Consider the following 20,737-nt stretch of genomic DNA (forward strand, 5'->3'; position numbering starts at 1 on the left):
TAATAATTGCAAAAACAACCTGATGAGTTTACTGGCTAAAAAATGGCGTCAGGACACACTCATTTCCTGCTCGGGGTATTAACTCATGCTTACTGATATTGCGATATGCCAGGCAGTTCTTGATGCTCTTCCCGAAGCGACGGTACTCAAAGACGATCAACGCAAACTGGTATTTTTGAATCAAAAAGCCAGTGAGTTTTATGGACGTACACGGGATGAGCTGATTGGTCAGGATGTCTCGTTTTTTACCGATTCTGAGCAGGCTGCCCGTCAGCGTGAGCGTGACGATGAAGTGCTGGCCACCGGTGAAAAAACGGTGAATGAAGAAACGCTGGTCGATCCTTCCGGTAAATGCCGCAATGTGCTGGTACGTAAGTCACGCGTTACGCTGGAGACGCGCTATTTCATTCTGACATCCATCATGGATATCTCGCTGCTGCGCAGTTCAGAAGCCCAAATCCGTTACCTTGCGCGGCACGATGTCTTAACCGGTCTGCCAAACCGGACGGCATTGAGTGAAGAACTGAGCCAGATTGCAGCGCAGCGCATGTATCGTCCCGAGCCTTATGCCCTTTTCCTGCTGAATCTGAACGACTTTAACTACATCAACGATACCTACGGCTATCAGGCCGGTGACGCCATTTTATGCGAATTTGGTCAACGTTTGCGTAACGAAGTGGGGAATAATGGTACCGTTTCGCGTATTGGCGGCGACGAATTCTCCATCATTTTGCGTAATAACCCGACCAGTGAAATGGCCAATAATCTGGCCCTCGAAATTCTGGTGATGATGCGCCAGCCGTTTACGCTGACGCGCGCCAATCCGATGATCACGATTTCTTTCGGTATCGTGATGTTTGGTGCTGAAAATATTACTGCCGGTGAAATTATGCGCCGGGGCAACACCGCGTTGCTGGAAGCTAAGCAGCGCGGCAAAAATATGTTCTCGTTCTATTCAGAATTGCTGGATGCCAGCAGCGTCAGTAAACGCATTATGGTGAAAGCGCTGGCCGAATCACTGGCAAAAGACGGCGATTTAACCTGCGTTTATCAACCTATTTTGCGCAGCAGTGATGAAAAAGTGGTGTGTGTCGAGGCCCTCGCACGCTGGAACCACGGCGTGCTCGGGCAGGTTTCGCCTGTGCAGTTTATTGCACTCGCCGAAGAAACCGGGCTGGTTATCCAGTTGGGTGAAATTGTCCTGCGTCAGGCATGCCGCGATATCAAAAACTTTGAACAGCTTAATCTGGCGATCAACGTTTCCGCCGTACAACTTGGCGAACCGGATTTCGGCCCGCGTTTTCTGGCCGTGCTGGAACAAGAGGATTTTCCGCCCTCCCGGCTTGAACTGGAACTGACCGAAACCTCGGTCATGAACGCCAATCCGACCAGCCTCAGTCAGCTGGCAAAACTGCGTAAACTGGGCGTCAAGATCTCTCTGGATGATTTCGGTACAGGCTATTCCAGCCTGAGTTTGCTGAAAGATATCTCGGTGGACAGCGTGAAAATTGACCGTTCGTTTGTGCAGTACGTCACAGAAGTGAATGATACTGCCGCTATCGTCACGGCGGTTTCTCAGCTCGGCAATAAAATGCATCTCAACGTGATTGCGGAAGGCGTGGAAAATCAGCTGCAAAAATCTTTCCTGGTTTCAGCGGGTTGCTCACATTTGCAGGGGTATCTGTTTTCCCGCCCCGTGACCGTCGAAGTGTTAAAAAGTTTATTGAGTAATGAAATGGATATGTTAGCCAGTACATAAAAACCGCTACCATAAGCACCATAGATAACTCAAAACGCCTTATTAATTCATTCAATTGGCGCTCGTCCCTGTTTTACTGACATGATCCGAGGCTGATAAAACACGCCGTTTAAGGAATCACAACATGTCATCGTTTTCAGGTATCTGGGTCCCGCTGGTCACGCCTTTCCATCAGGGTGAGATCGACTTTGCTGCACTCAAGTCACTATGCGCCCGGTTCCTCAAACGGGGTGTGGACGGCGTTGTCGTCTGTGGTACGACCGGCGAAGCACCAATGCTGACCAAAGAAGAACAACTTCAGGTGCTGGACGCCGTCCTGGAAATCGTTCCAGGCCAGCAGGTCATCATGGGACTCTCCGGCACGCATATGCCCGTGATCCGCGCCATGCAGGACGCCATTTTAGAGCGCCCTGTCGCCGGTCTGCTCATCCCTGCGCCTTACTATATCCGTCCGTCTCAGGCCGCACTGGTGACCTGGTTTACCGAAATTGCCGACCATTCGACGGTGCCAGTGGTGGTGTACAACATCCCTTACCGCACCGGCGTACATATGGAACTGGAAACCCTGCGCCAGCTGGCTAAGCACCCGCAGATTACCGCAGTGAAAGATTGCGGTGGCAGCATTGATCTGACGCTTTCGCTGATCGCAGACGGCGAGCTGGATGTGCTGTGTGGCGAAGATGTGCAGATCTTCTCGACGTTAAGTCTGGGTGGCGCTGGCGCGATTGCGGCATCCTCACATATCTTCACGGAGGAGTTCGTTGCGCTGATTAACCAGTTCAAAAAGCAGGATATTGTGGCCGCCCGCAAGATATTCTTCGGCCTTCTGCCGATGATCCGTCTGATGTTCTCTGCCCCTAATCCGGCAGCCATTAAGTACGCCCTGTCGCTTGACGGGCTGATGGACAACGAGCTGCGTTCACCGATGCTGCCTGCGCCGGAAAATGTCGAACACGCCATTCGCGATTTCCTGAACCAGCGCTCCCGCTGATTTCACCGGATGACGGGCAAAACGTCCGTCATCCCCTGCGTGATAAAGTGAACAATTGAACGCCCCGTCACAATTAAATCACTGACTTTTGCTCCCGCCGGTTCTAGGATAGAAGCAGACCTTATATCGCCGTGCAGCTGTTTCCCGAAGCCGAAATGTTTCGCGGGCACAGACTGGTCGCTCATCCAATGGAGTGTTTATGAAACTGTATTACAAACCCGGTGCCTGTTCCCTTTCTCCACATATTGTCCTGCGTGAAGCGGGTCTGGATTTCAGTATTGAGAAAGTCGATCTGGCGACCAAGAAGACGGAAACCGGTGATGACTTCCTGACCGTGAACCCGAAAGGGCAGATCCCGACGCTGCTGCTCAGTGACGGCAGCATTCTGACCGAAGGCGTTGCCATCGTTCAGTATCTGGCTGACCAGAAACCTGACCGCCAGCTGATGCCGGAGCAAGGTACGCTGGCCCGCTATCACGCGCTGGAATGGCTGAACTATATTGCGACCGAGCTCCACAAAGGTTTTTCGCCGCTGTTCAACCCGAAAACGCCTGACGAATTCAAAGCGCTGACCCGCGAAGCATTGAGCAAAAAATTTGCGTACGTGAATGAATCTCTGAAAGGTCACCCCTTCCTGCTGGGTGCACGTTTCAGCGTAGCCGATGCGTATTTGTTCACCGTGATGGGCTGGGCGAAAGCGCTGAAGTTTGATTTCACGGCGCTGACCGAGCTGAATGCTTATCTGGAGCGCGTTGCAGCGCGTCCGGCGGTTGACGCGGCCATGAAGGCTGAAGGCCTGAAATAAGCGTTTCGTAGACTCAAAAAATGCCCCGGCTGAATGTTCAGTCCGGGGCATTTTTATTGAAACGTGAAGCCACGTCTTACACACGGCAGGCTCTTGCGGGGATTACAGTTTGACCGCAGGGAAATGATGTTCCGGTTTCACCATTTTGTCCTGCGCAGCGACAATTTGCAGCTCGTACTCGCCCATCGCATGGGTGGTCAGCATCACTTCGTAAACGGCGGCGGTTACATGCTCCAGCGCTTTATCCAGCGCCTCACCTTTGAGCAGATTCACCAGCAGCAAACCGCTGGTCAGGTCACCCACGCCAACAGGCTGACGCACGCCGAAATCGACCAGCGGCCGGTCGATGTGCCAGGCTTCATCCGCCGTCACCAGCAGCATTTCAAAACGATCGCTGTGATATCCCGCGCGGCTAAGATGTTTCACCAGCACAATTTTCGGGCCTTTGGCGATAAGCTCGCGCGCCGTGGCAACGGCTTCCTCAACGCTTGCCACCGCATGGCCGCTGAGCAGTTCCAGCTCCAGCAGGTTCGGTGCAACGATATCGCAGTTCACCAGTGCCTGATTGCAGTGGAACTCCGCCACGCCCGGCGCCACGATACAGCCTTTCTCGGGATGCCCCATGACCGGATCGCAAAAATACCAGGCATTGGGATTCGCTGCTTTCACCTTCCGGACAATCTCCAGAATGCTCTGCCCCTGTTCCGGCGAGCCGATATAACCGCTCAGCACGGCGTCGCAGTCTTTCAGACGATCGATTTGCGCAATACCCTGCGCAATTTCGGTCAGATGGCTGGCGGGCATCACGCACCCGGTCCAGTGCCCGTACTGGGTGTGGTTGGAAAACTGAACCGTATTCAGCGGCCAAACGTTTGCGCCCATGCGACGCATAGGGAACTCAGCCGCGCTGTTGCCGGCGTGCCCAAAAACAGTATGTGACTGGATAGAAAGAATGCTTTTCATGAGGGATTTCCGATAGCAGCGTCATCGGTGGATGGCGGAATAGCTGAGATCACAGGTCAAAACGGGGAGCATTTCGCTCCCCGTGGTGCCGGTCGTAAAACTTATGCCCAGAGCAGCAGGGTGTAGTTCTTTTTACCGCGACGCAGCAAGGTGTAGCGGCCGAACAGGCGGTCATTGTCAGTAAAACTGTACTCGGTGTCAGTTTGTTTTTCACCGTTAACGGACACGGCGTTTGACGAAATCATGGTACGCGCCTGACCTTTGGACGGCGCCATACCGGCGATCACCAGCGCCTGTTGCAGGTCGGTATCACGCGGCACTTCAAACAGCTCCAGGCCGTCCTGCGCCAGCTGACCAAAATCGACTTCGGTCATTTCGCTCAGGGAACCGGAGAACAGGCTCTGCGTGATGCGTTTTGCGGCAGCCAGACCCTCTGCGCCATGCACCATGCTGGTGACTTCTTCGGCCAGAACGTATTGCGCGCGCGGCGCTTTACCGCTGTTTTTGTCTTCTTCTTCCAGCGCATTAATGTCTTCAATGCTCATAAAGGTGAAGAATTTCAGGAAGCGGTAAACGTCAGCATCTGCGGTGTTGATCCAGAACTGGTAAAATTTGTACGGACTGGTTTTCTTCGGATCCAGCCAGACTGCGCCGCCTTCGGTTTTACCGAATTTCGTGCCGTCAGCTTTAGTGATCAATGGAACGGTCAGGCCGAAGACCTGTTTCTGGTGCATACGGCGGGTCAAATCGATACCGGACGTAATGTTGCCCCACTGGTCAGAACCGCCAATCTGCAAGACCACCTGATGGCGGTTGTACAGTTCGGAGAAATCGTAACCCTGCAGCAGGTTGTAAGAGAATTCGGTGAAGGAGATGCCGCTGTCATCACGGTTCAGACGCTGTTTCACCGCTTCTTTGTTGATCATCTGATTAACGGAGAAGTGTTTACCGATATCACGCAGGAAAGTCAGCACGTTCATGCCGCCAAACCAGTCGTAGTTGTTCGCGGTAATGGCGCTGTTTTCGCCACAGTTGAAATCCAGGAACGGAGAAACCTGCTGGCGGATTTTCTCAACCCACTCGTTGACCGTTTCGTTGGTATTCAGTTTACGTTCAGTGGCTTTAAAGCTCGGATCACCGATCAGGCCGGTCGCACCGCCGACCAGCGCAACAGGTTTGTGGCCGTTCAGCTGGAAGCGTTTCAGGCACAGCAATGGCACCAGATGACCCAAATGCAAGCTGTCTGCGGTAGGATCGAAACCGCAATAGAGTGCAATTGGCCCTTGCGCCAGTTGCTCAGCTAACGCGTCTTCATCCGTTACCTGGGCAACGAGGCCCCGCTCTTGCAATTGTTTAATCAGGTTGCTGCTCGCCATCAAAGACTCCGTTTGTATGTACTGAATGTGTGCAGATTCATGTCTGACATCATGCCGCGCATGTGCCTTTTCTCTCACCTTTACGGGGAACGACATAGAATAAAGCGCTCGTCGTCCGAGCGCTAGGGAATCGCGTTTTTTTTCGTGGTTAGGGTGCGAGGCGGTCTATTTTCCAGCCAGTTTCTGTTTCAGCTTCATCGCGCTGATAGATAAACCGGTCGTGCAGGCGATGTTCGCCGCCCTGCCAGAATTCCATCGAATCCACTTTCACGCGGAAACCGCCCCAGAAGCTGGGAAGCGGCACTTCGCCGTTGCTGAATTTTTGTTTGAGTTCGAGGAATTTACTTTCCAGCACGCCGCGCGCCGAAATACGGCTCGACTGTTGCGAAACCCACGCGCCGATCTGGCTGTCTTTCGGGCGGCTGGTGAAGTATTTCATCACTTCCAGCGTCGAGAGGCGTTCTGCCTGCCCCAGAACGATGACCTGACGATCGAGCATATGCCACGGGAACAGCAGGCTGATGCGGGAATTGTTCGCCAGTTGCTGCGCTTTGCGGCTGCCCAGATTGGTGTAGAACACCAGCCCCTTTTCGTCGTAGTGCTTCAGCAGAACAATACGCTGGAAGGGCTGCCCGCGTTCGTCGACGGTGGCGACAACCATCGCGGTCGGATCTGCCAGGCGGGCATCGCAGGCTTGTTTCAGCCAGTGCTCAAACAAAGGAAGCGGTTCGGGAGTTAAATCAGCGCGACGCAGCCCGCCACGCGTGTATTCACGGCGAGAGTCTGCAATATCAAATTCATTGTTATCAGCCATATGGATTCAAATGCGTCTGTGAGGAAGGTAAAACGCATTGTGCACCCGACGCGTCAGGATCTCAACGTTCCTGACGCGGGGTTTTGGAAAGCGGAAAGGCTGACTTCACCCCTAAATAATTCGGGTTTATGACGGGGTGATTATTTCTGGACGCAATCGTCGATAATGACGTTATCCCCGCGCTGGACAAAGGCCTGATTGCCTTTTGACCAGAAGGTGTAACGGCCATCGCTGTAACGGGTTCCTGAAGCGGCTTCGACCTGTTTGAGTTTCAGCTGTTCGCCATCAAGCACCATGCTGACCTGCTGTGCCGGTTTATCCAGCGTGACGCTCAGCGGCAAAGTCCCGCACTGATAATGTAATTCTTCCGTCGGGCTTTCGGGCTGATGGCTGAACTGGCTGCATCCTGCCAGCGTTAATCCTGCTAACGACGCGATAATCGCCTTTTTCATGTGGTGCTCCCTGTAGGTTCTGGTTTACCTCCGTTATGTACCACGCCAGAAGGCGCAGCACATTGAGATTAAACCGAGAACGCATCAGGGACGGCTTGAAACCACCGGGTAAATCGCACCGAGCACGGTTTCGCGGCTGGCTCCGGTCACGGACGGTAAATTGCCCGGCTGGCCAGATAACGTTCTGAATGCCAGCCACGCAAACGCCAGCGCTTCCATGTCATCCCCGCTGATACCGCACGCGTCCGTTGTGCAGACTTCGGTGCCTGGCAACATCGCCGAGAGTCGCGCCATCAGCAGCGGATTACGTGCGCCACCGCCGCAAACCATCAGGCGATCGCAGCCGCCCGCCAGTTGCACCTGTTCAGCGATACTCACCGCCGTCAGTTCGGCCAGCGTCGCCTGCACATCGGCTGCGGCAATGTCCGGTGAACGCGCGAGCTGTTTTTCAAGCCACGCCATATTGAAATATTCGCGCCCGGTGCTTTTCGGCGCAGGTTCAGCAAAATACGGATCCGCGAGCATTTGCTGGAGTAACCGCAAATTCACCCGACCCTGCCCGGCCCATTCGGCACCTTTGTCATACGGCTCGGCTTTATGACGCCAGATCCACGCATCCATCAGCATATTACCGGGCCCGGTGTCATACCCGCGCACCGGTTGACCCGGTAACAACATCGAGAGGTTCGCAATGCCGCCAATATTGAGGATCATTCTGCGTTCAGCCGCGTCAGACAATAACGCCTGATGGAACGCCGGAACCAGCGGTGCACCCTGCCCGCCCCACGCCATATCACGGCGGCGGAAATCCCCCACGGTGGTGATGCCCGTCATCGCCGCGATGCGGTTGTTGTCTCCAAGCTGCATCGAAAAAGTGGTTTTACCTTTAGGCTGATGCCAGACGGTCTGCCCGTGACAGCCGATTGCCGTGACATCGTCCGCCGAGATATTGGCGCTTTTGAGCAGGCCCAAAACGGCTTGACCGAATAAAATTCCAAGCTGTGTATCGAGTTCGCCGACCTGTTCAAGCGTGACCTGCTGCCCCTGGCACATACCCAGAATCGCATTTTTTAACGCCAGTGGAATAGGATGCGAATAGCTCGCCTGCTGTGCCACCATGCGTTCATCAATAGCGGCCAGCACAACGTCAACACCGTCAAGGCTGGTACCGGACATCACCCCGATATAGCGACCTGATTTCATAGATAACATCCCCAACTCCTCAGGAAAAGTGTCCGACAAAGTAATAGGCACAGAGTAAACGGTATTCAGAGAGCAGCGCCACGAGTTACTGATTTTTTATTACACCGTGTGATGACTTCGTGTTTTTCCTGTTACGATTTTTATTTTTTTAAAATAAGTACGCTGCAATAACCATCAATAACAACATTAAGTGCAGGAATTTTGATTTAACAGACGGCTGTCTAAAACTTAAACCTGCGTTTATTATTAGTTGAGTCCCTCTCCTGTATAGTAGAGAGAATGAAGTGAATACGTGTTATGACACCCTCGACACTGATGTTGAAATGTGTACTGTTTTTTCTCTGTTGCTGCCGCTACTCTGAAAGATGTGCAGCAGCATAAAAAAGGAGCTCTTTATGATTAAGCGTTTACTCGTCGTCGCCCTTGCCGGTGCAACCCTTGCTGGCTGCGTCAATGATAACTCTCTGTCTGGCGATGTTTACTCCGCGTCCGAGGCTAAGCAAATTCAACAGGTGAGCTACGGGACGATTGTTTCCGCGCGCGCTGTTCAAATTCAGGGCGGAGATGATTCTAACATCGTCGGTGCTCTGGGCGGGGCGGTGCTCGGTGGTTTCCTGGGGAATACTGTCGGTGGCGGTACTGGCCGCAGTCTGGCGACCGCTGCGGGTGCAGTCGCCGGTGGCGTAGCCGGTCAGGGCGTGCAGAGTTCACTTAACCGTTCAAACGGTGTAGCACTGCAAATTCATCGTGATGATGGCACCACCATTCAGGTGGTTCAGAAAGCAGGCCCGACCAAATTCAGCGTCGGCCAGCGCGTCAGCATGGCCAGCAGCGGCGGCACCATTACTGTCTCTCCGGGCGCCTGATATTTCAGCCTGAAAACAAAAAAACCGAAGCCATCTGGCTTCGGTTTTTTTATGCGTTCAGCTTTTCGGCAGAACAAATACAACGCTGTGTGACAAAAAAACTCAATTCTTATGATTTGCTTTGCAGGGAAGCGATATTTTTTTCCAACCGGGAGAGCATTCCACCCAGTTGTTCAATTTCTGCATGTGACATACCGGACAAAATTTCTTTGCGCGTGGAATCAATCACCGACTCCATTTCACTGATGATCGGTTCAGCCTCTTCAGTCAGCTTGATGCGTTTAGCACGGCGATCGCTGGCACAAGTCTGACGGGTGATCAGTTTCTTTTCTTCGAGCTGATCCAGTGTGCGAACCAGAGAAGGTTGTTCAATCCCAATGGCTTTCGCCAGCTGAATTTGAGACTGTTCAGGAGGTAACATATTGATATTATGCAGTGTTACCCAATGCGTTTGCGTGAGTTCCAATGGTTTTAGCCGATCGTCAATCAACGCACGCCAGGCACGAACTAATCGTGCTAGATCTGACCCCAGATTCGATTCCAATTATCCCCTCCTTATAATTAGCATGCTAAGATAACTCCCCAGAGTTTAGCTTAGTTCTTGGAACTTTAATCGAGAAATTACAATTCTATATATAATGATAGGTACTATTGCGTCCGGAAGCAGGCCGTCTGCTCCCAAAGGTAAACTTGTTTATAACACAATCACTGGCAGAGATTAATATTGTGAATGCGCAAATGTTTCACTCAGGCTTCCCCCTACCGGATCTGGTCCTGGGTGCCTCACTTTATTTCCCCCCGATGTTCAAAGCATTTTTACTGGGGCTGGTATTCTGGCTGCTGATACACCGAGTTCTGCGTGACTGGATTTATTCCGGTGAAGTCTGGCATCCCACCCTCATGGATTTATCGCTTTTTGTGATCTCTATTTGTGCCGCATTGATGCTTATGGTGAACCTCTGAAAATGAAATTTAAAACACTCAAATATTTCTCTACCGTGCTCGTTTTAGCGGTCGCAATATGCGCCGGTTGGTGGATGTGGAATTACTATATGCAGTCACCGTGGACGCGTGACGGCAAAGTACGCGCTGAAATTGTGAACATCACACCTGAAGTTTCCGGGCGGATTATTGATATTAACGTCCATGACAATCAGTTTGTTAAAAGCGGTGCGCCGTTGTTCAGCCTCGATCCGGTGCCGTTTAGAATTGCTGTAGATAATGCAGAAGCTGATCTGGCGAAAGCTGGCGCGGACTTAGCCAAAGCCAACCACGAGGCTGCGCGTCGTCGGGGCTTAGGCACCAACGTTATTTCAGCCGAATCTCTGGATGAATCAAATATCAGCGCCAAAGCCATGCAGGCGGCATATCAGGCTGCGCAGGCGTCTTTAGAACAGGCGAAATGGAATCTGAGTAAAACCAATATTGTCGCGCCGGCTGATGGTTATATAACCAACCTGCAAACCCGCAAAGGCAATTACGCCACCACGGGTACCCCTCTTGTGGGGCTTGTCGATGTGCACTCTTTTTATGTGCTCGGCTATTTTGAAGAAACTAAGCTGAAAAATATTCGGGAAGGGGCTCTGGCGGACATCACTTTGTTCAACGGTAATATCCCGTTAAAAGGCCGGGTGGAAAGTATCGGCAGAGCCATTTATGACCAGAGCCAGGATGCCTCTGACGACCTTCTGATGAATGTAAAACCTAACGTGCCGTGGGTACGCCTTGCGCAGCGCATACCGGTGCGAATTAAGCTGGAAAATGTCCCGGAACAGACTGTTCTGGTCGCAGGTACGACCTGCACCATATCCATCCACAATTAAGGCTTTGTCGTGAATCTTTCCTGGCTCGAGTGGAAAAATACGCCGTGGGGCAAAGCGACCGGCGGGCAATGGCGCTATGCGCTGCGCAATTCCATCGCGATGATTCTGGCGCTGTATATCGCCTTTGAATTCCAGATGGATGAGCCTTACTGGGCACTGACGTCGGCAGCGGTTGTGAGCTTTCCGACCGTCGGCGGCGTTATCAGTAAAAGTATCGGGCGCATTATCGGCAGCCTGCTGGGCGCGGTGGGCGCGGTGTTTATCGCCGGACACTGTCTGAATGAACCGTGGCTCTTTACGTTTTCCATCGCCGCCTGGCTGGGCATCTGCACCTATATCGCCAATCACTATCAGAATAACGTTTCTTACGCGTTCGCGCTGGCCGGTTATACAGCGGCAATCATCGCGTTTTCGACCGTCGACGTCACTGACACTACGCAGATTTTTGATATCGCTCAGGCGCGCGTCGGGGAAGTGATCACCGGTATTCTGTGCGGTGGTTTCATGATGATGGTTCTGCCGAGCACGTCGGACGGCGACGCCCTGCTGACTTCTCTGCGCAAAATGCACACACAGCTACTGGAACACGCGCAATTGCTGTGGCGGACGGAAATCACCGAACAGATCCGCACTTCACATGAAGGGTTGATCGGGCAGATCCTGACCCTGAATCTGCTGCGTATTCAGGCGGTCTGGAGCCATTACCGCCTTCGCCGTCAAAACAACGTGCTCAATTATTTGCTGCATCAGCAATTGCGGATGACCAGCTACATTTCCAGCCTTCGTCGTATGCTGCTGAACTGGCCCAATCCGCCGGAGAATCTGGCCGCCGTGCTGAATGTTTTGCTCGATGAACTTCGCAAGCCGGACACCGATAAATATAAGCTGTCGAAAATCCTGCAACACATTCAGCCGCATGACACCGCAGACTTTCGCCATCAGGCATTCTGGAAGCGGCTGCGCGATTTTTGCTGGTTGTATCTGCGCAGTGAACGCTGGTTACGCCGGGTGGAAAACGCCAGTGCGACAGAAGCGGAAACGCTGCAACCGCCAAAGATCACGCATCTCGCGCAGCACACTGACACGGTTGAAGCGGCTTATAATGGCCTGCGGACGTTCCTGTGTATCGTTATCGGCTGTGCATTCTGGATGACCACGCAGTGGGATTCCGGGGCCGGTGCGGTCGCGCTGACCGCCGTCAGTTGCGTGCTTTATTCCTCCACCGCATCACCTATCGGCAGCATCACGCTCTTGATCAAATCGCTCGGGTTGCTGTTCATCGGCTGTTTCCTGCTGAAATTCGGCCTGATGGTGCAAATCGATAATTTCTGGGTGTTCTGCGCGTTCTTCCTGCCGATGCTGGTCACCATGCAGATGATGAAGCTGCAATACAAACGGTACGCCGGATTGTGGGGTCAGATGATTGTGTTTATGGGCTCATTTCTGGCCGTCACCAACCCGCCGGATTTCGACTACGGATCGTTCATGAATGACGGCGTCGCCAAAATTGCTGGCGTCATGCTGGCGGGGATTGCGTTTCAGGTTTTACGCCCGAGTTCTGATAAACGTAAAAGCCGCCGCATTATTCGCGCACTGCGCCGGGACTTTATGGATCAGCTCAGCCGCAAGCCTTCACTGAGCCATTTCCAGTTTGAATCGCTGATTTACCATCGCATGAATCAGCTAAATCAAAGTCAGGATCTGCTCTCGCGCACCTGGTTGCTGCGCTGGGGCGTGGTGCTGCTCAATTGCAGTCACATCGTCTGGCAACTACGTGAATGGGAAACGCGATCCGATCCGCTTTCTGCGGTGCGCGACGTGTGTATTCATTGCCTGAAAGGCGTGATGACCGAACGGGGTGTCAGCCATGAAAATCTGGATGCTACGCTGGTTGAATTACTGCGTATGAGTGAATCGCTGGCACATCATCCGGAACCGGCGGCACGCGATCTGGCGGGAGTCATCTGGCGTTTGTATTGTTCGCTGTCGCAGTTGCAACAGGCAATTTCAACGGATGATGGCCCGGCAAGTCCTGCGCTCACTGCCACAAAACCCGCCTGACCATCTGGACGCAAAACGGGTTACGGAACGTCGTAACCTAGTGCTGCTTTGCGGATGCGGAACCACTGCTGGCGCGTCATCTCAAGCGATAACGATTTCAGCGCAGAAGCCACGCGTTCGATTTTACCCGAACCGATAATCGGCAGCGGCTGCGAAGGCAGACGCATCACCCACGCATAAACCACCTGTTCAATGGTGTCTGCGCCGGTTTCATTGGCCACGGTCTGAAGCTCGTCACGCAACGGCTGGAATTCTGCCTCGCTGAACAGGCGACCGCCCCCAGACAGGACCACGCCATCGGTTTGATACGCAACTGCTGGCAGAGATCTAAAGTGCCATCGAGAATGGCAGGCTGATGAATCGGAGAAATTTCCACCTGATTGGTGACCAGTGAAAACGGCAGGCGCGACTGCAAAAGGCTGAACTGCGCAGGCGTGAAGTTGGAGACACCAAAGTGCTTCACTTTGCCGCTTTTATGCAACTGCGTGAACGCTTCTGCCACTTCGTCGGCGTCCATCAACGGATCAGGGCGGTGGATCAGCAGTAAATCCAGGGAATCCGTATGCAGATTGCTCAGGGATTTCTCAGCACGTTCCACGATGTATTTATGGTCGGTGATGTAGTGACCAATCTTATTGTCAGGGTTTGCTCGGGTGGCGATACCGCATTTGCTCACCAGCTGCATTTTTTCGCGCAGCGACGGTTTGAGACGCAGAGCCGCGCCAAACGCCGCTTCACACTGATAATCGCCGTAGATATCGGCATGATCTGCGGTCGTAATACCCAGCTCGATATGCTGTTCCATAAACGCCAGAACCTGCTGCGGCGTCATATTCCATTCCATCAGACGCCAGTAACCACAAATCAGTTTTGAGAAAACCGGGCCTTGCGGCGAAATCGGGGTGCGTGCTTCCATTTTGATTCCCTTAAGTTTTTCGTATTTTCACGCGACAGAATACACAACGTCTGTGACGCTGTATTGATGCGATGCGGAAGAATTGCAAAGAAGCAGACCGCCATCACGGCGCGGACAATCTGCGTAATATTTTCAGAACAGTTCGGGTTGTTCCGGCAGCGGTTCATCCGGCTGTTTTCCGGCACGTTGCAGGCGCGCTAATCGCTGCTGACATAAGCGCAGCACATGGCGTTTTTCCGTATCGGTCATTTTAATCCAGCCGAAACGTTCTTCGCGGCTGCGCAGGCAACCACGGCAGTAACCACGCTCATCGGCCTGACAAATTCCACGGCACGGACTGGGGATGTCGAAAAACTCTAGCTGCTGGGCCACACGCCCTCCGCTGATAACGGTGAACTTTTATTCAAGACGTTTTCCCGCCATCCCGCAAGATGATTTATCGCCCGAGGTCTCAATCTTCAAATAACTGCAACACGGCGCTGCTACCTTACGCGTGGCTGTTTGTTCTGTCTGAAAACGGCCCTACTGTTTCCCACGACGTAAACAAGAGAACAGATGTTTGCCCTCACCTCAGCCGGCACCCGCCGGCTCTTTTTTTTCTTATTTCGCCCGCACAGTGATACTACGCAGGGTAAGTTTTTTTGAAAAGGCACCGTACGCGTAGTCAGATGCGCCCCGGATACGATAGAAAGAGCCATGAATAAACGGTCGTATGCTGGGAGTGCGCTCCTTAAAGCCATACCGATCAATCCCATAATTTCGGAGTGACTCAAAATGACTAAGCTTTTCACCCCTCTTGTTGTCGGTAAAAATACTCTGCCAAACCGCGTGTTTATGGCGCCGCTGACCCGTCTGCGCAGTATTGAACCGGGCGATATCCCGACGCCGCTGATGGGAGAATATTACGCACAGCGTCACAGCTCCGGCCTGATCATCACCGAAGCGACACAAGTGTCCTTCCAGGCGAAAGGTTACGCGGGCGCACCCGGCCTGCACACGCCGGAACAGGTTACAGCCTGGAAAAAAATTGTCGCAAGCGTGCATCAGAAAAACGGCCACATCGCCGTACAGCTCTGGCACACCGGGCGCATCTCGCACAACAGCGTTCAGCCGGACAACCAGACGCCGGTTGCACCCTCTGCGGTCAATCCCAACACGCGCACCAGTCTGCGTGATGAGCAAGGCCACGCCATTCGGGTAGATTGCCCGACACCACGCGCGCTGGAACTGAGCGAAATGCCCGGCATTGTGAATGATTTCCGTCACGCAGCGGCCTGTTCGGCAGAAGCCGGCTTCGATTACATTGAACTGCACGCGGCGCACGGTTATCTGCTGCACCAGTTCATGTCCCCGGCGTCTAACCTGCGTGAAGACCAGTACGGTGGCAGCATTGAAAACCGCACGCGCCTGACGCTCGAAGTGGTAGACGCTGCCATTGATGCCATCGGCGCTGACCGCGTCGGTATCCGTATTTCCCCGATGGGCCCTTTCAATGGCCTGGACAACGGTCAGGATCAGGAAGAAGCCGCGATCTATCTGCTGGATGAACTGAACAAACGCAAACTGGCTTACCTGCACATTTCAGAACCCAACTGGGCGGGCGGTAAACCTTACACCACTGAATTCCGCGAAGTGATCCGTGCGCATTATGACGGTGTGATTGTCGGTGCCGGCGCGTATACGGCGGAGAAAGGCGAAGAACTGATCGAAAAAGGTTATATCGACGCCGTGGCCTTTGGCCGCAGCTACATTGCCAACCCGGATCTGGTCGAGCGCCTGAAATCACACGCACCACTCAATGAACCGAAACCTGAAACCTTTTACGGCGGCGGTGCTCAGGGCTATACCGATTATCCGACTCTGTAATCAATAATAAATTTCTACGCCTTCTTTGCGGCAGCCGATGCCCTCCGGTTGCCGCTTTTTTTGGTCAGTCATTCAGCAACTGACTGTCGTTTTACGGACAAAGTGGTCACTATCAGTTAGGCTTAAATCAATAATCATCATCCTGCAAATAAAGAGGAAATTATGCGTTTACTCCATACAATGCTTCGCGTTGGCGATCTGCAGCGTTCAATCAGCTTCTACACTGACGTTTTAGGCATGCGTCTTCTGCGTACCAGCGAAAACACTGAGTATAAATATTCTCTGGCATTTGTCGGTTACACCGATGAAAGTGAAGGCGCCGTGATCGAACTGACCTACAACTGGGGCGTTGACAGCTACGACATCGGAACTGCGTATGGTCACATTGCGCTGGGCGTGGATAACGTGGCACAAACCTGCGACGACATTCGTAACGCGGGCGGCAAAGTGACCCGTGAGGCGGGCCCGGTGAAAGGCGGCTCGACCATCATCGCGTTTGTGGAAGATCCGGATGGCTACAAAATTGAGCTGATCGAATCAAAACATGCCGGTCAGGGTCTGGGAAATTAATCCTGAACAATAAAGGCCTTAAGCACTGACAGGGGCGCAGACGCGCCCTTTTTTATTGCCAATTTCTCCGTGCCCCTGCAACGGGAGACAAAATTTGTCATAATGCGCGCTGAATTCGATGAAGATAAGAAACTAATGGCCGAGAATAGTGACATTAACGCCCTGAAAGGTCGTTTTCGTGGTTTTTATCCCGTGGTGATTGATGTGGAAACCGCCGGATTTAATGCCAAATCGGATGCGCTGCTGGAAATTGCCGCGATTACGCTGAAAATGGATGAGGACGGCTGGCTGCAAAGCGACGAGACCGTACATTTCCACGTCGAGCCTTTCGAAGGTTCAGTGCTGGTGCCGGAAGCGCTGGCGTTCAACGGCATCGACCCGACCAACCCGTTGCGCGGTGCGGTCAGTGAATATGATGCGCTGCATGAGATTTTCAAGGTTATCCGCAAAGGGATGAAAGATCAGAACTGTAACCGGGCGATAATCGTGGCGCACAATGCCAATTTCGACCACAGTTTCCTGATGGCCGCCGCCGAACGCGCGGGGCTGAAACGCAACCCGTTCCACCCGTTTGCCACCTTTGACACTGCCGCGTTAAGCGGGCTGGTTCTCGGACAAACGGTGCTGGCGAAGGCCTGTATCAGCGCCGGTATCGTGTTTGACAGCAGTCAGGCGCATTCCGCGCTGTACGACACTGAACGCACGGCAGAACTGTTCTGTGAACTGGTAAATCGCTGGAAACGTCTTGGCGGATGGCCGCTGGCGCTTTCTGAAGATGAAGCAGTGGAAGCACCGGAAGAGAATCAGCAATAATTTTCGCGGCTATGATGTGGTGGAAATAACAAATAAAAAGAGCGACATCATGTCGCTCTTTTTTGCCGGTAACCACGGGTCAGGCTGCCGGTATCATCTGAATCGCCCTGAATTACTCTTCAGCGGATTTATATTTCTCAGCGGTTTCTTTGATCAGCTGTTGCAGCTCACCGCGCTGGAACATCTCAACCACGATGTCACAACCGCCAACCAGCTCACCGTCAACCCACAACTGCGGGAACGTCGGCCAGTTAGCAAATTTAGGCATCTCAGCACGGATATCCGGGTTCTGCAGGATATCAACGTAAGCGAAACGCTCGCCACACGCAGACAGCGCCTGGACGGCCTGTGCAGAGAAACCGCAACTTGGCAGTTTTGGAGAACCTTTCATGTACAGCAGAATCGGGTTTTCAGAAACTTGCTTCTGAATTTTTTCAATCGTTGGAGTGGTCATTTCTTGCTTCCTCAAGCCGGTACAGGCTGTCACGGTCATTACTCTTCACGCGCAGCACACAGAGACGGTGCGCAATCACAATGCTTTCTATTGTAACGATGGCAGCCACCAGATAAAAACGCCAATTTTTGTGGGGTCTTTCTCAATACTGGCATTTTGCTAAACAATTTTCGGCGCTTGCGTTCAGGCTCACATAATTAAAGATTCATCGAGAATAACATTTTTCCGTTCCACGAAAATGTCAGATTTGCAAAACTCCATTCTTTAACTCAAATATTAACCCGATGAAAAGTGGTTATTTTTTTGACTAAAAATGGCGGTTATTTCGACATAAAAAAAGCTATTAACTTTTTCTCACAATATGATCTAGAATCGATGCAATTCGTGCTTTTTTGTCGGGTTATTTTAGGCAATACTCTGACGTCCCTGATGTTTAACTCTACCACTCATGGTAACGAAGCTATGCGCTTACTGTTCACGCTTTTTGTGCTGCTCTTTACCCAGCTGTTTCTGAATATGGCTCATGCGTCGCCACAAAGTCGTGTCGCTGCCGATCAGCGAAAGAGTCATGTCAATCTGGTCACACCGGAAGAGCGTCGAAAGCGAAAAACGGTGGCCGCGAAAACCAGTAAGAAAACCAAAGTTGCGCCGGTATCAGAACCTAAAACTCAGGAAAAAACATCGAAGAAGAAAGTCAAAAGCACCGAACTGGTTAAGCGAAAGACGTCTTCTGAAAAAACAATAAAAACGACGCGGGCCGGGAATAAGGTTGAGAGTAAAAAAGAAAAAACACTCAAGACAACCCGGGCCGAGGCAAAAGCAGAGAAAGAAAAGAAAACCCGTTCTCTCGCTAAAAACAGCAGTGAAAAGGCCAGTAAAAAAGAACCGTACGGCCGCCACCGCAAAGGCAAAAAGTTACGTGAAGAAGACAGTAAGCCAATAACGCTCAGCGCAACACACAAGAAACGTTATCAGCACGCACAGCAAACCGCGATGACGAAGCTGATGCACCAGGTCGGCAAACCATACCGCTGGGGCGGAACGTCACCGAATACAGGTTTCGATTGCAGCGGACTGGTTTACTACGCATACAAAGACTTAATCCGTATTAAAATGCCTCGCACAGCCAATGAAATGTACCACCTGCGCGATGCGGCTCCGGTCAAACGGGGTGAATTAGAATCCGGCGATTTGGTGTTCTTCCGAATTAATAACCGCGGTGCCGCAGACCATGTCGGTGTTTACGTTGGAAACGGCAAGTTTATCCAGTCACCCCGCACTGGCGAAGACATCAAAATCACCTCACTGGGTGAAGATTACTGGCAAGACCATTATGTGGGAGCTCGTCGGGTAATGACCCCTAAGACGATCCGATAATAAACAATTCGTTAAGTCTGAAGTTTCGCTAATCAGCCATTGAATAGCATTTAACGAAGAGTTTCTGCAGGGAAGAGCATCGGCGCAAAGGGCCACGGCGTAAAATTGAAAAGGGCGATTCCTGTTATAGGTAATCGCCCTTTTTTATTGCGGCTTTCGCGCAAATCAGTTCATCACTGCGGTAAAGCTGAAAGCAATAATCACGAGCAAAGCGCAGACCGTAGTGATCAAAGAAAATTTCAGGTTACTGTCCATCAAACCCCCTTACGGATCAAATTGTGGCATTCGTTTAGCCACACTAAATGTGTGCCAACGCATTTTCTCATAATTCGCGTTTAAAATCTTGTGCTGAATAACAACAGGTTCATGACAATTTTACTTCCACTTTCCTGCATTATAAGTGAAAATTGTCGGTTACCACGCCTGTGTGCCGGTCGATTTCACCCGAGAGCATTTCACGCCTCACCCTGAAGAATCCACCCAACGATTTCACTGCCCTTTTCGAAGTCAGCAGTCAAATCCACGCAAGCAAACGATTAACATAATGCTAACGTGCTGAAACACGTGAGCACAGGAGTCATTTTTTACATGGCAACGATTAAAGATGTCGCAAAGCGCGCTGGCGTTTCCACCACAACCGTGTCGCACGTCATCAATAAAACCCGTTTCGTCGCCGAAGAAACCCGAGCCGCGGTTCTCCTTGCAATCAAAGAGTTGCACTACTCTCCCAGTGCAGTGGCACGCAGCCTGAAGGTCAATAACACCAAAACTATCGGCCTGCTGGCAACGTCCAGTGAAGCGCCCTACTTCGCCGAAGTGATTGAGGCCGTAGAAAACAGCTGTTTCTCAAAAGGCTATACGCTGATTTTGTGTAACTCACACAATAATCTGGAGAAACAACAGGCTTACCTGCAAATGCTGGCGCAAAAACGCGTCGACGGTTTACTGGTGATGTGCGCGGAATATCCGGACGAATTGCTGAATATGCTCGAAGAGTACCGTTCTATCCCGATGGTTGTGATGGACTGGGGCGAGGCGCGTAAGAATTTCACCGACAGTATTATCGATAATGCGTTTGAAGGCGGTTATATGGCCGGACGTTATCTTATTGAACGCGGCCATCGCGATATCGGTGTTATTCCGGGGCAACTGGCGCGAAACACCGGCGGCGGTCGTTTCCAGGGCTTTGTGAAAGCGCTGACGGAAGCCAATATACCTCTTCGTGAAGAATGGGTGGTTCAGGGCGACTTTGAGCCGGAATCAGGTTATCAGGCCATGCACAAAATTCTGATGCAGAAAAACCGCCCGACGGCCGTGTTCTGTGGCGGAGACGTGATGGCGATGGGCGCAATCTGTGCCGCCGATGAGCTTGGCCTGCGCGTTCCGCAGGATATTTCCGTGATTGGTTATGACAACGTTCGAAATGCGCGTTATTTCTCGCCAGCACTGACGACCGTTCATCAGCCGAAAGAACGTCTGGGTGAAATGGCCTTTACCATGCTGCTGGACAGAATTATCAGTAAGCGCGAAGAATCGCAGACCATTGAGGTGCATCCGAAGCTGGTTGAACGCCGTTCAGTGGCCGACGGCCCGTACCGCGATTACCGCCGCTAATTCTCTCTCAACGC

General features: G+C 52.2%; 21 protein-coding genes and 1 pseudogene. 12 read left to right on the forward strand and 10 right to left on the reverse strand.

What is annotated here, in order from left to right:
* Positions 1-85: 85 nt before the first annotated feature.
* The 3 genes from BV494_RS08645 (at position 86) to gstA (ending at position 3,555) form a co-directional block, all read left to right on the forward strand.
* Complete coding sequence (locus BV494_RS08645) at positions 86-1,759, forward strand: putative bifunctional diguanylate cyclase/phosphodiesterase (RefSeq protein ID WP_104922508.1); 1,674 nt, start codon at positions 86-88, stop codon at positions 1,757-1,759.
* Positions 1,760-1,883: 124 nt separating this feature from the next.
* Positions 1,884-2,750, forward strand: a complete 867-nt coding sequence (gene dapA / locus BV494_RS08650) for a 4-hydroxy-tetrahydrodipicolinate synthase (RefSeq protein WP_104922509.1) — start codon at positions 1,884-1,886, stop codon at positions 2,748-2,750.
* Between the two features lie 199 nt (positions 2,751-2,949).
* A complete protein-coding gene (gene gstA, locus BV494_RS08660; RefSeq protein WP_104922511.1) occupies positions 2,950-3,555 on the forward strand; it encodes a glutathione transferase GstA in 606 nt (201 codons plus the stop codon).
* Positions 3,556-3,657: 102 nt separating this feature from the next.
* Here gstA and pdxY read toward each other — a convergent pair whose 3' ends face one another.
* From pdxY to anmK, 5 genes are all read right to left on the reverse strand, one after another.
* Entirely contained in the window at positions 3,658-4,518 is an 861-nt protein-coding gene (gene pdxY, locus BV494_RS08665) for a pyridoxal kinase PdxY (RefSeq protein WP_104922512.1), read from the reverse strand.
* Between the two features lie 101 nt (positions 4,519-4,619).
* Positions 4,620-5,894, reverse strand: coding sequence for a tyrosine--tRNA ligase (gene tyrS, locus BV494_RS08670; protein WP_104922513.1), 1,275 nt, complete (start codon positions 5,892-5,894; stop codon positions 4,620-4,622).
* Positions 5,895-6,042: 148 nt separating this feature from the next.
* On the reverse strand, positions 6,043-6,708 hold the full coding sequence (pdxH, locus tag BV494_RS08675) for a pyridoxamine 5'-phosphate oxidase (protein WP_104922514.1): 666 nt from the start codon (positions 6,706-6,708) through the stop codon (positions 6,043-6,045).
* Positions 6,709-6,848: 140 nt separating this feature from the next.
* On the reverse strand, positions 6,849-7,160 hold the full coding sequence (locus BV494_RS08680; RefSeq protein WP_104922515.1) for an MliC family protein: 312 nt from the start codon (positions 7,158-7,160) through the stop codon (positions 6,849-6,851).
* Positions 7,161-7,244: 84 nt separating this feature from the next.
* Positions 7,245-8,363: an anhydro-N-acetylmuramic acid kinase gene (gene anmK / locus BV494_RS08685; RefSeq protein ID WP_104924754.1), complete on the reverse strand. Its 1,119-nt coding sequence runs from the start codon at positions 8,361-8,363 to the stop codon at positions 7,245-7,247.
* A 395-nt stretch (positions 8,364-8,758) separates the two neighbouring features.
* Here anmK and BV494_RS08690 point away from each other — a divergent pair, with 395 nt between their 5' ends.
* The gene (locus BV494_RS08690; protein WP_104922516.1) at positions 8,759-9,229 is read left to right on the forward strand and encodes an outer membrane lipoprotein; all 471 of its coding nucleotides are present in this window, start codon (positions 8,759-8,761) and stop codon (positions 9,227-9,229) included.
* 109 nt (positions 9,230-9,338) lie between these two features.
* Here the strand turns inward: BV494_RS08690 and slyA are convergent, their stop codons facing one another.
* Positions 9,339-9,773 carry a transcriptional regulator SlyA gene (slyA, locus tag BV494_RS08695; RefSeq protein ID WP_104922517.1) on the reverse strand — a complete coding sequence of 145 codons (435 nt, stop codon included), beginning with the start codon at positions 9,771-9,773 and terminating at the stop codon, positions 9,339-9,341.
* 194 nt (positions 9,774-9,967) lie between these two features.
* On the opposite strand from slyA, the gene BV494_RS08700 reads away from it, so the two are divergent.
* The 3 genes from BV494_RS08700 to BV494_RS08710 are packed head-to-tail and all read left to right on the forward strand — an operon-like array spanning position 9,968 to position 13,113.
* Positions 9,968-10,192, forward strand: coding sequence for a DUF1656 domain-containing protein (locus BV494_RS08700; protein WP_095925101.1), 225 nt, complete (start codon positions 9,968-9,970; stop codon positions 10,190-10,192).
* 2 nt (positions 10,193-10,194) lie between these two features.
* Positions 10,195-11,052, forward strand: a complete 858-nt coding sequence (locus BV494_RS08705) for an efflux RND transporter periplasmic adaptor subunit (RefSeq protein ID WP_104922518.1) — start codon at positions 10,195-10,197, stop codon at positions 11,050-11,052.
* Between the two features lie 9 nt (positions 11,053-11,061).
* Entirely contained in the window at positions 11,062-13,113 is a 2,052-nt protein-coding gene (locus BV494_RS08710; RefSeq protein WP_104922519.1) for an FUSC family protein, read from the forward strand.
* 20 nt (positions 13,114-13,133) lie between these two features.
* On the opposite strand, the pseudogene BV494_RS08715 reads toward BV494_RS08710, so the two are convergent.
* Positions 13,134-14,029 (reverse strand): annotated as a pseudogene (locus BV494_RS08715) (aldo/keto reductase).
* Between the two features lie 132 nt (positions 14,030-14,161).
* Entirely contained in the window at positions 14,162-14,401 is a 240-nt protein-coding gene (locus BV494_RS08720) for a DUF1289 domain-containing protein (RefSeq protein WP_104922520.1), read from the reverse strand.
* Between the two features lie 402 nt (positions 14,402-14,803).
* On the opposite strand from BV494_RS08720, the gene BV494_RS08725 reads away from it, so the two are divergent.
* From BV494_RS08725 to rnt, 3 genes are all read left to right on the forward strand, one after another.
* A complete protein-coding gene (locus BV494_RS08725; protein ID WP_104922521.1) occupies positions 14,804-15,895 on the forward strand; it encodes an alkene reductase in 1,092 nt (363 codons plus the stop codon).
* 162 nt (positions 15,896-16,057) lie between these two features.
* On the forward strand, positions 16,058-16,465 hold the full coding sequence (gene gloA, locus BV494_RS08730) for a lactoylglutathione lyase (RefSeq protein WP_104922522.1): 408 nt from the start codon (positions 16,058-16,060) through the stop codon (positions 16,463-16,465).
* Between the two features lie 102 nt (positions 16,466-16,567).
* The gene (rnt, locus tag BV494_RS08735; RefSeq protein WP_104922523.1) at positions 16,568-17,278 is read left to right on the forward strand and encodes a ribonuclease T; all 711 of its coding nucleotides are present in this window, start codon (positions 16,568-16,570) and stop codon (positions 17,276-17,278) included.
* Between the two features lie 112 nt (positions 17,279-17,390).
* Here rnt and BV494_RS08740 read toward each other — a convergent pair whose 3' ends face one another.
* A complete protein-coding gene (locus BV494_RS08740) occupies positions 17,391-17,732 on the reverse strand; it encodes a Grx4 family monothiol glutaredoxin (RefSeq protein ID WP_104922524.1) in 342 nt (113 codons plus the stop codon).
* A 462-nt stretch (positions 17,733-18,194) separates the two neighbouring features.
* Between BV494_RS08740 and BV494_RS08745 the strand changes: the two genes are divergently transcribed.
* Positions 18,195-19,109: a C40 family peptidase gene (locus tag BV494_RS08745; protein WP_104922525.1), complete on the forward strand. Its 915-nt coding sequence runs from the start codon at positions 18,195-18,197 to the stop codon at positions 19,107-19,109.
* 165 nt (positions 19,110-19,274) lie between these two features.
* Here BV494_RS08745 and cydH read toward each other — a convergent pair whose 3' ends face one another.
* Positions 19,275-19,364: a cytochrome bd-I oxidase subunit CydH gene (cydH, locus tag BV494_RS26345; protein ID WP_104922526.1), complete on the reverse strand. Its 90-nt coding sequence runs from the start codon at positions 19,362-19,364 to the stop codon at positions 19,275-19,277.
* A 333-nt stretch (positions 19,365-19,697) separates the two neighbouring features.
* On the opposite strand from cydH, the gene purR reads away from it, so the two are divergent.
* The gene (purR, locus tag BV494_RS08755; RefSeq protein WP_104922527.1) at positions 19,698-20,723 is read left to right on the forward strand and encodes an HTH-type transcriptional repressor PurR; all 1,026 of its coding nucleotides are present in this window, start codon (positions 19,698-19,700) and stop codon (positions 20,721-20,723) included.
* Positions 20,724-20,737 lie beyond the last annotated feature (14 nt).

The organism is Rahnella sikkimica, assembly GCF_002951615.1.
Classification (GTDB): Bacteria; Pseudomonadota; Gammaproteobacteria; order Enterobacterales; family Enterobacteriaceae; genus Rahnella; species Rahnella sikkimica.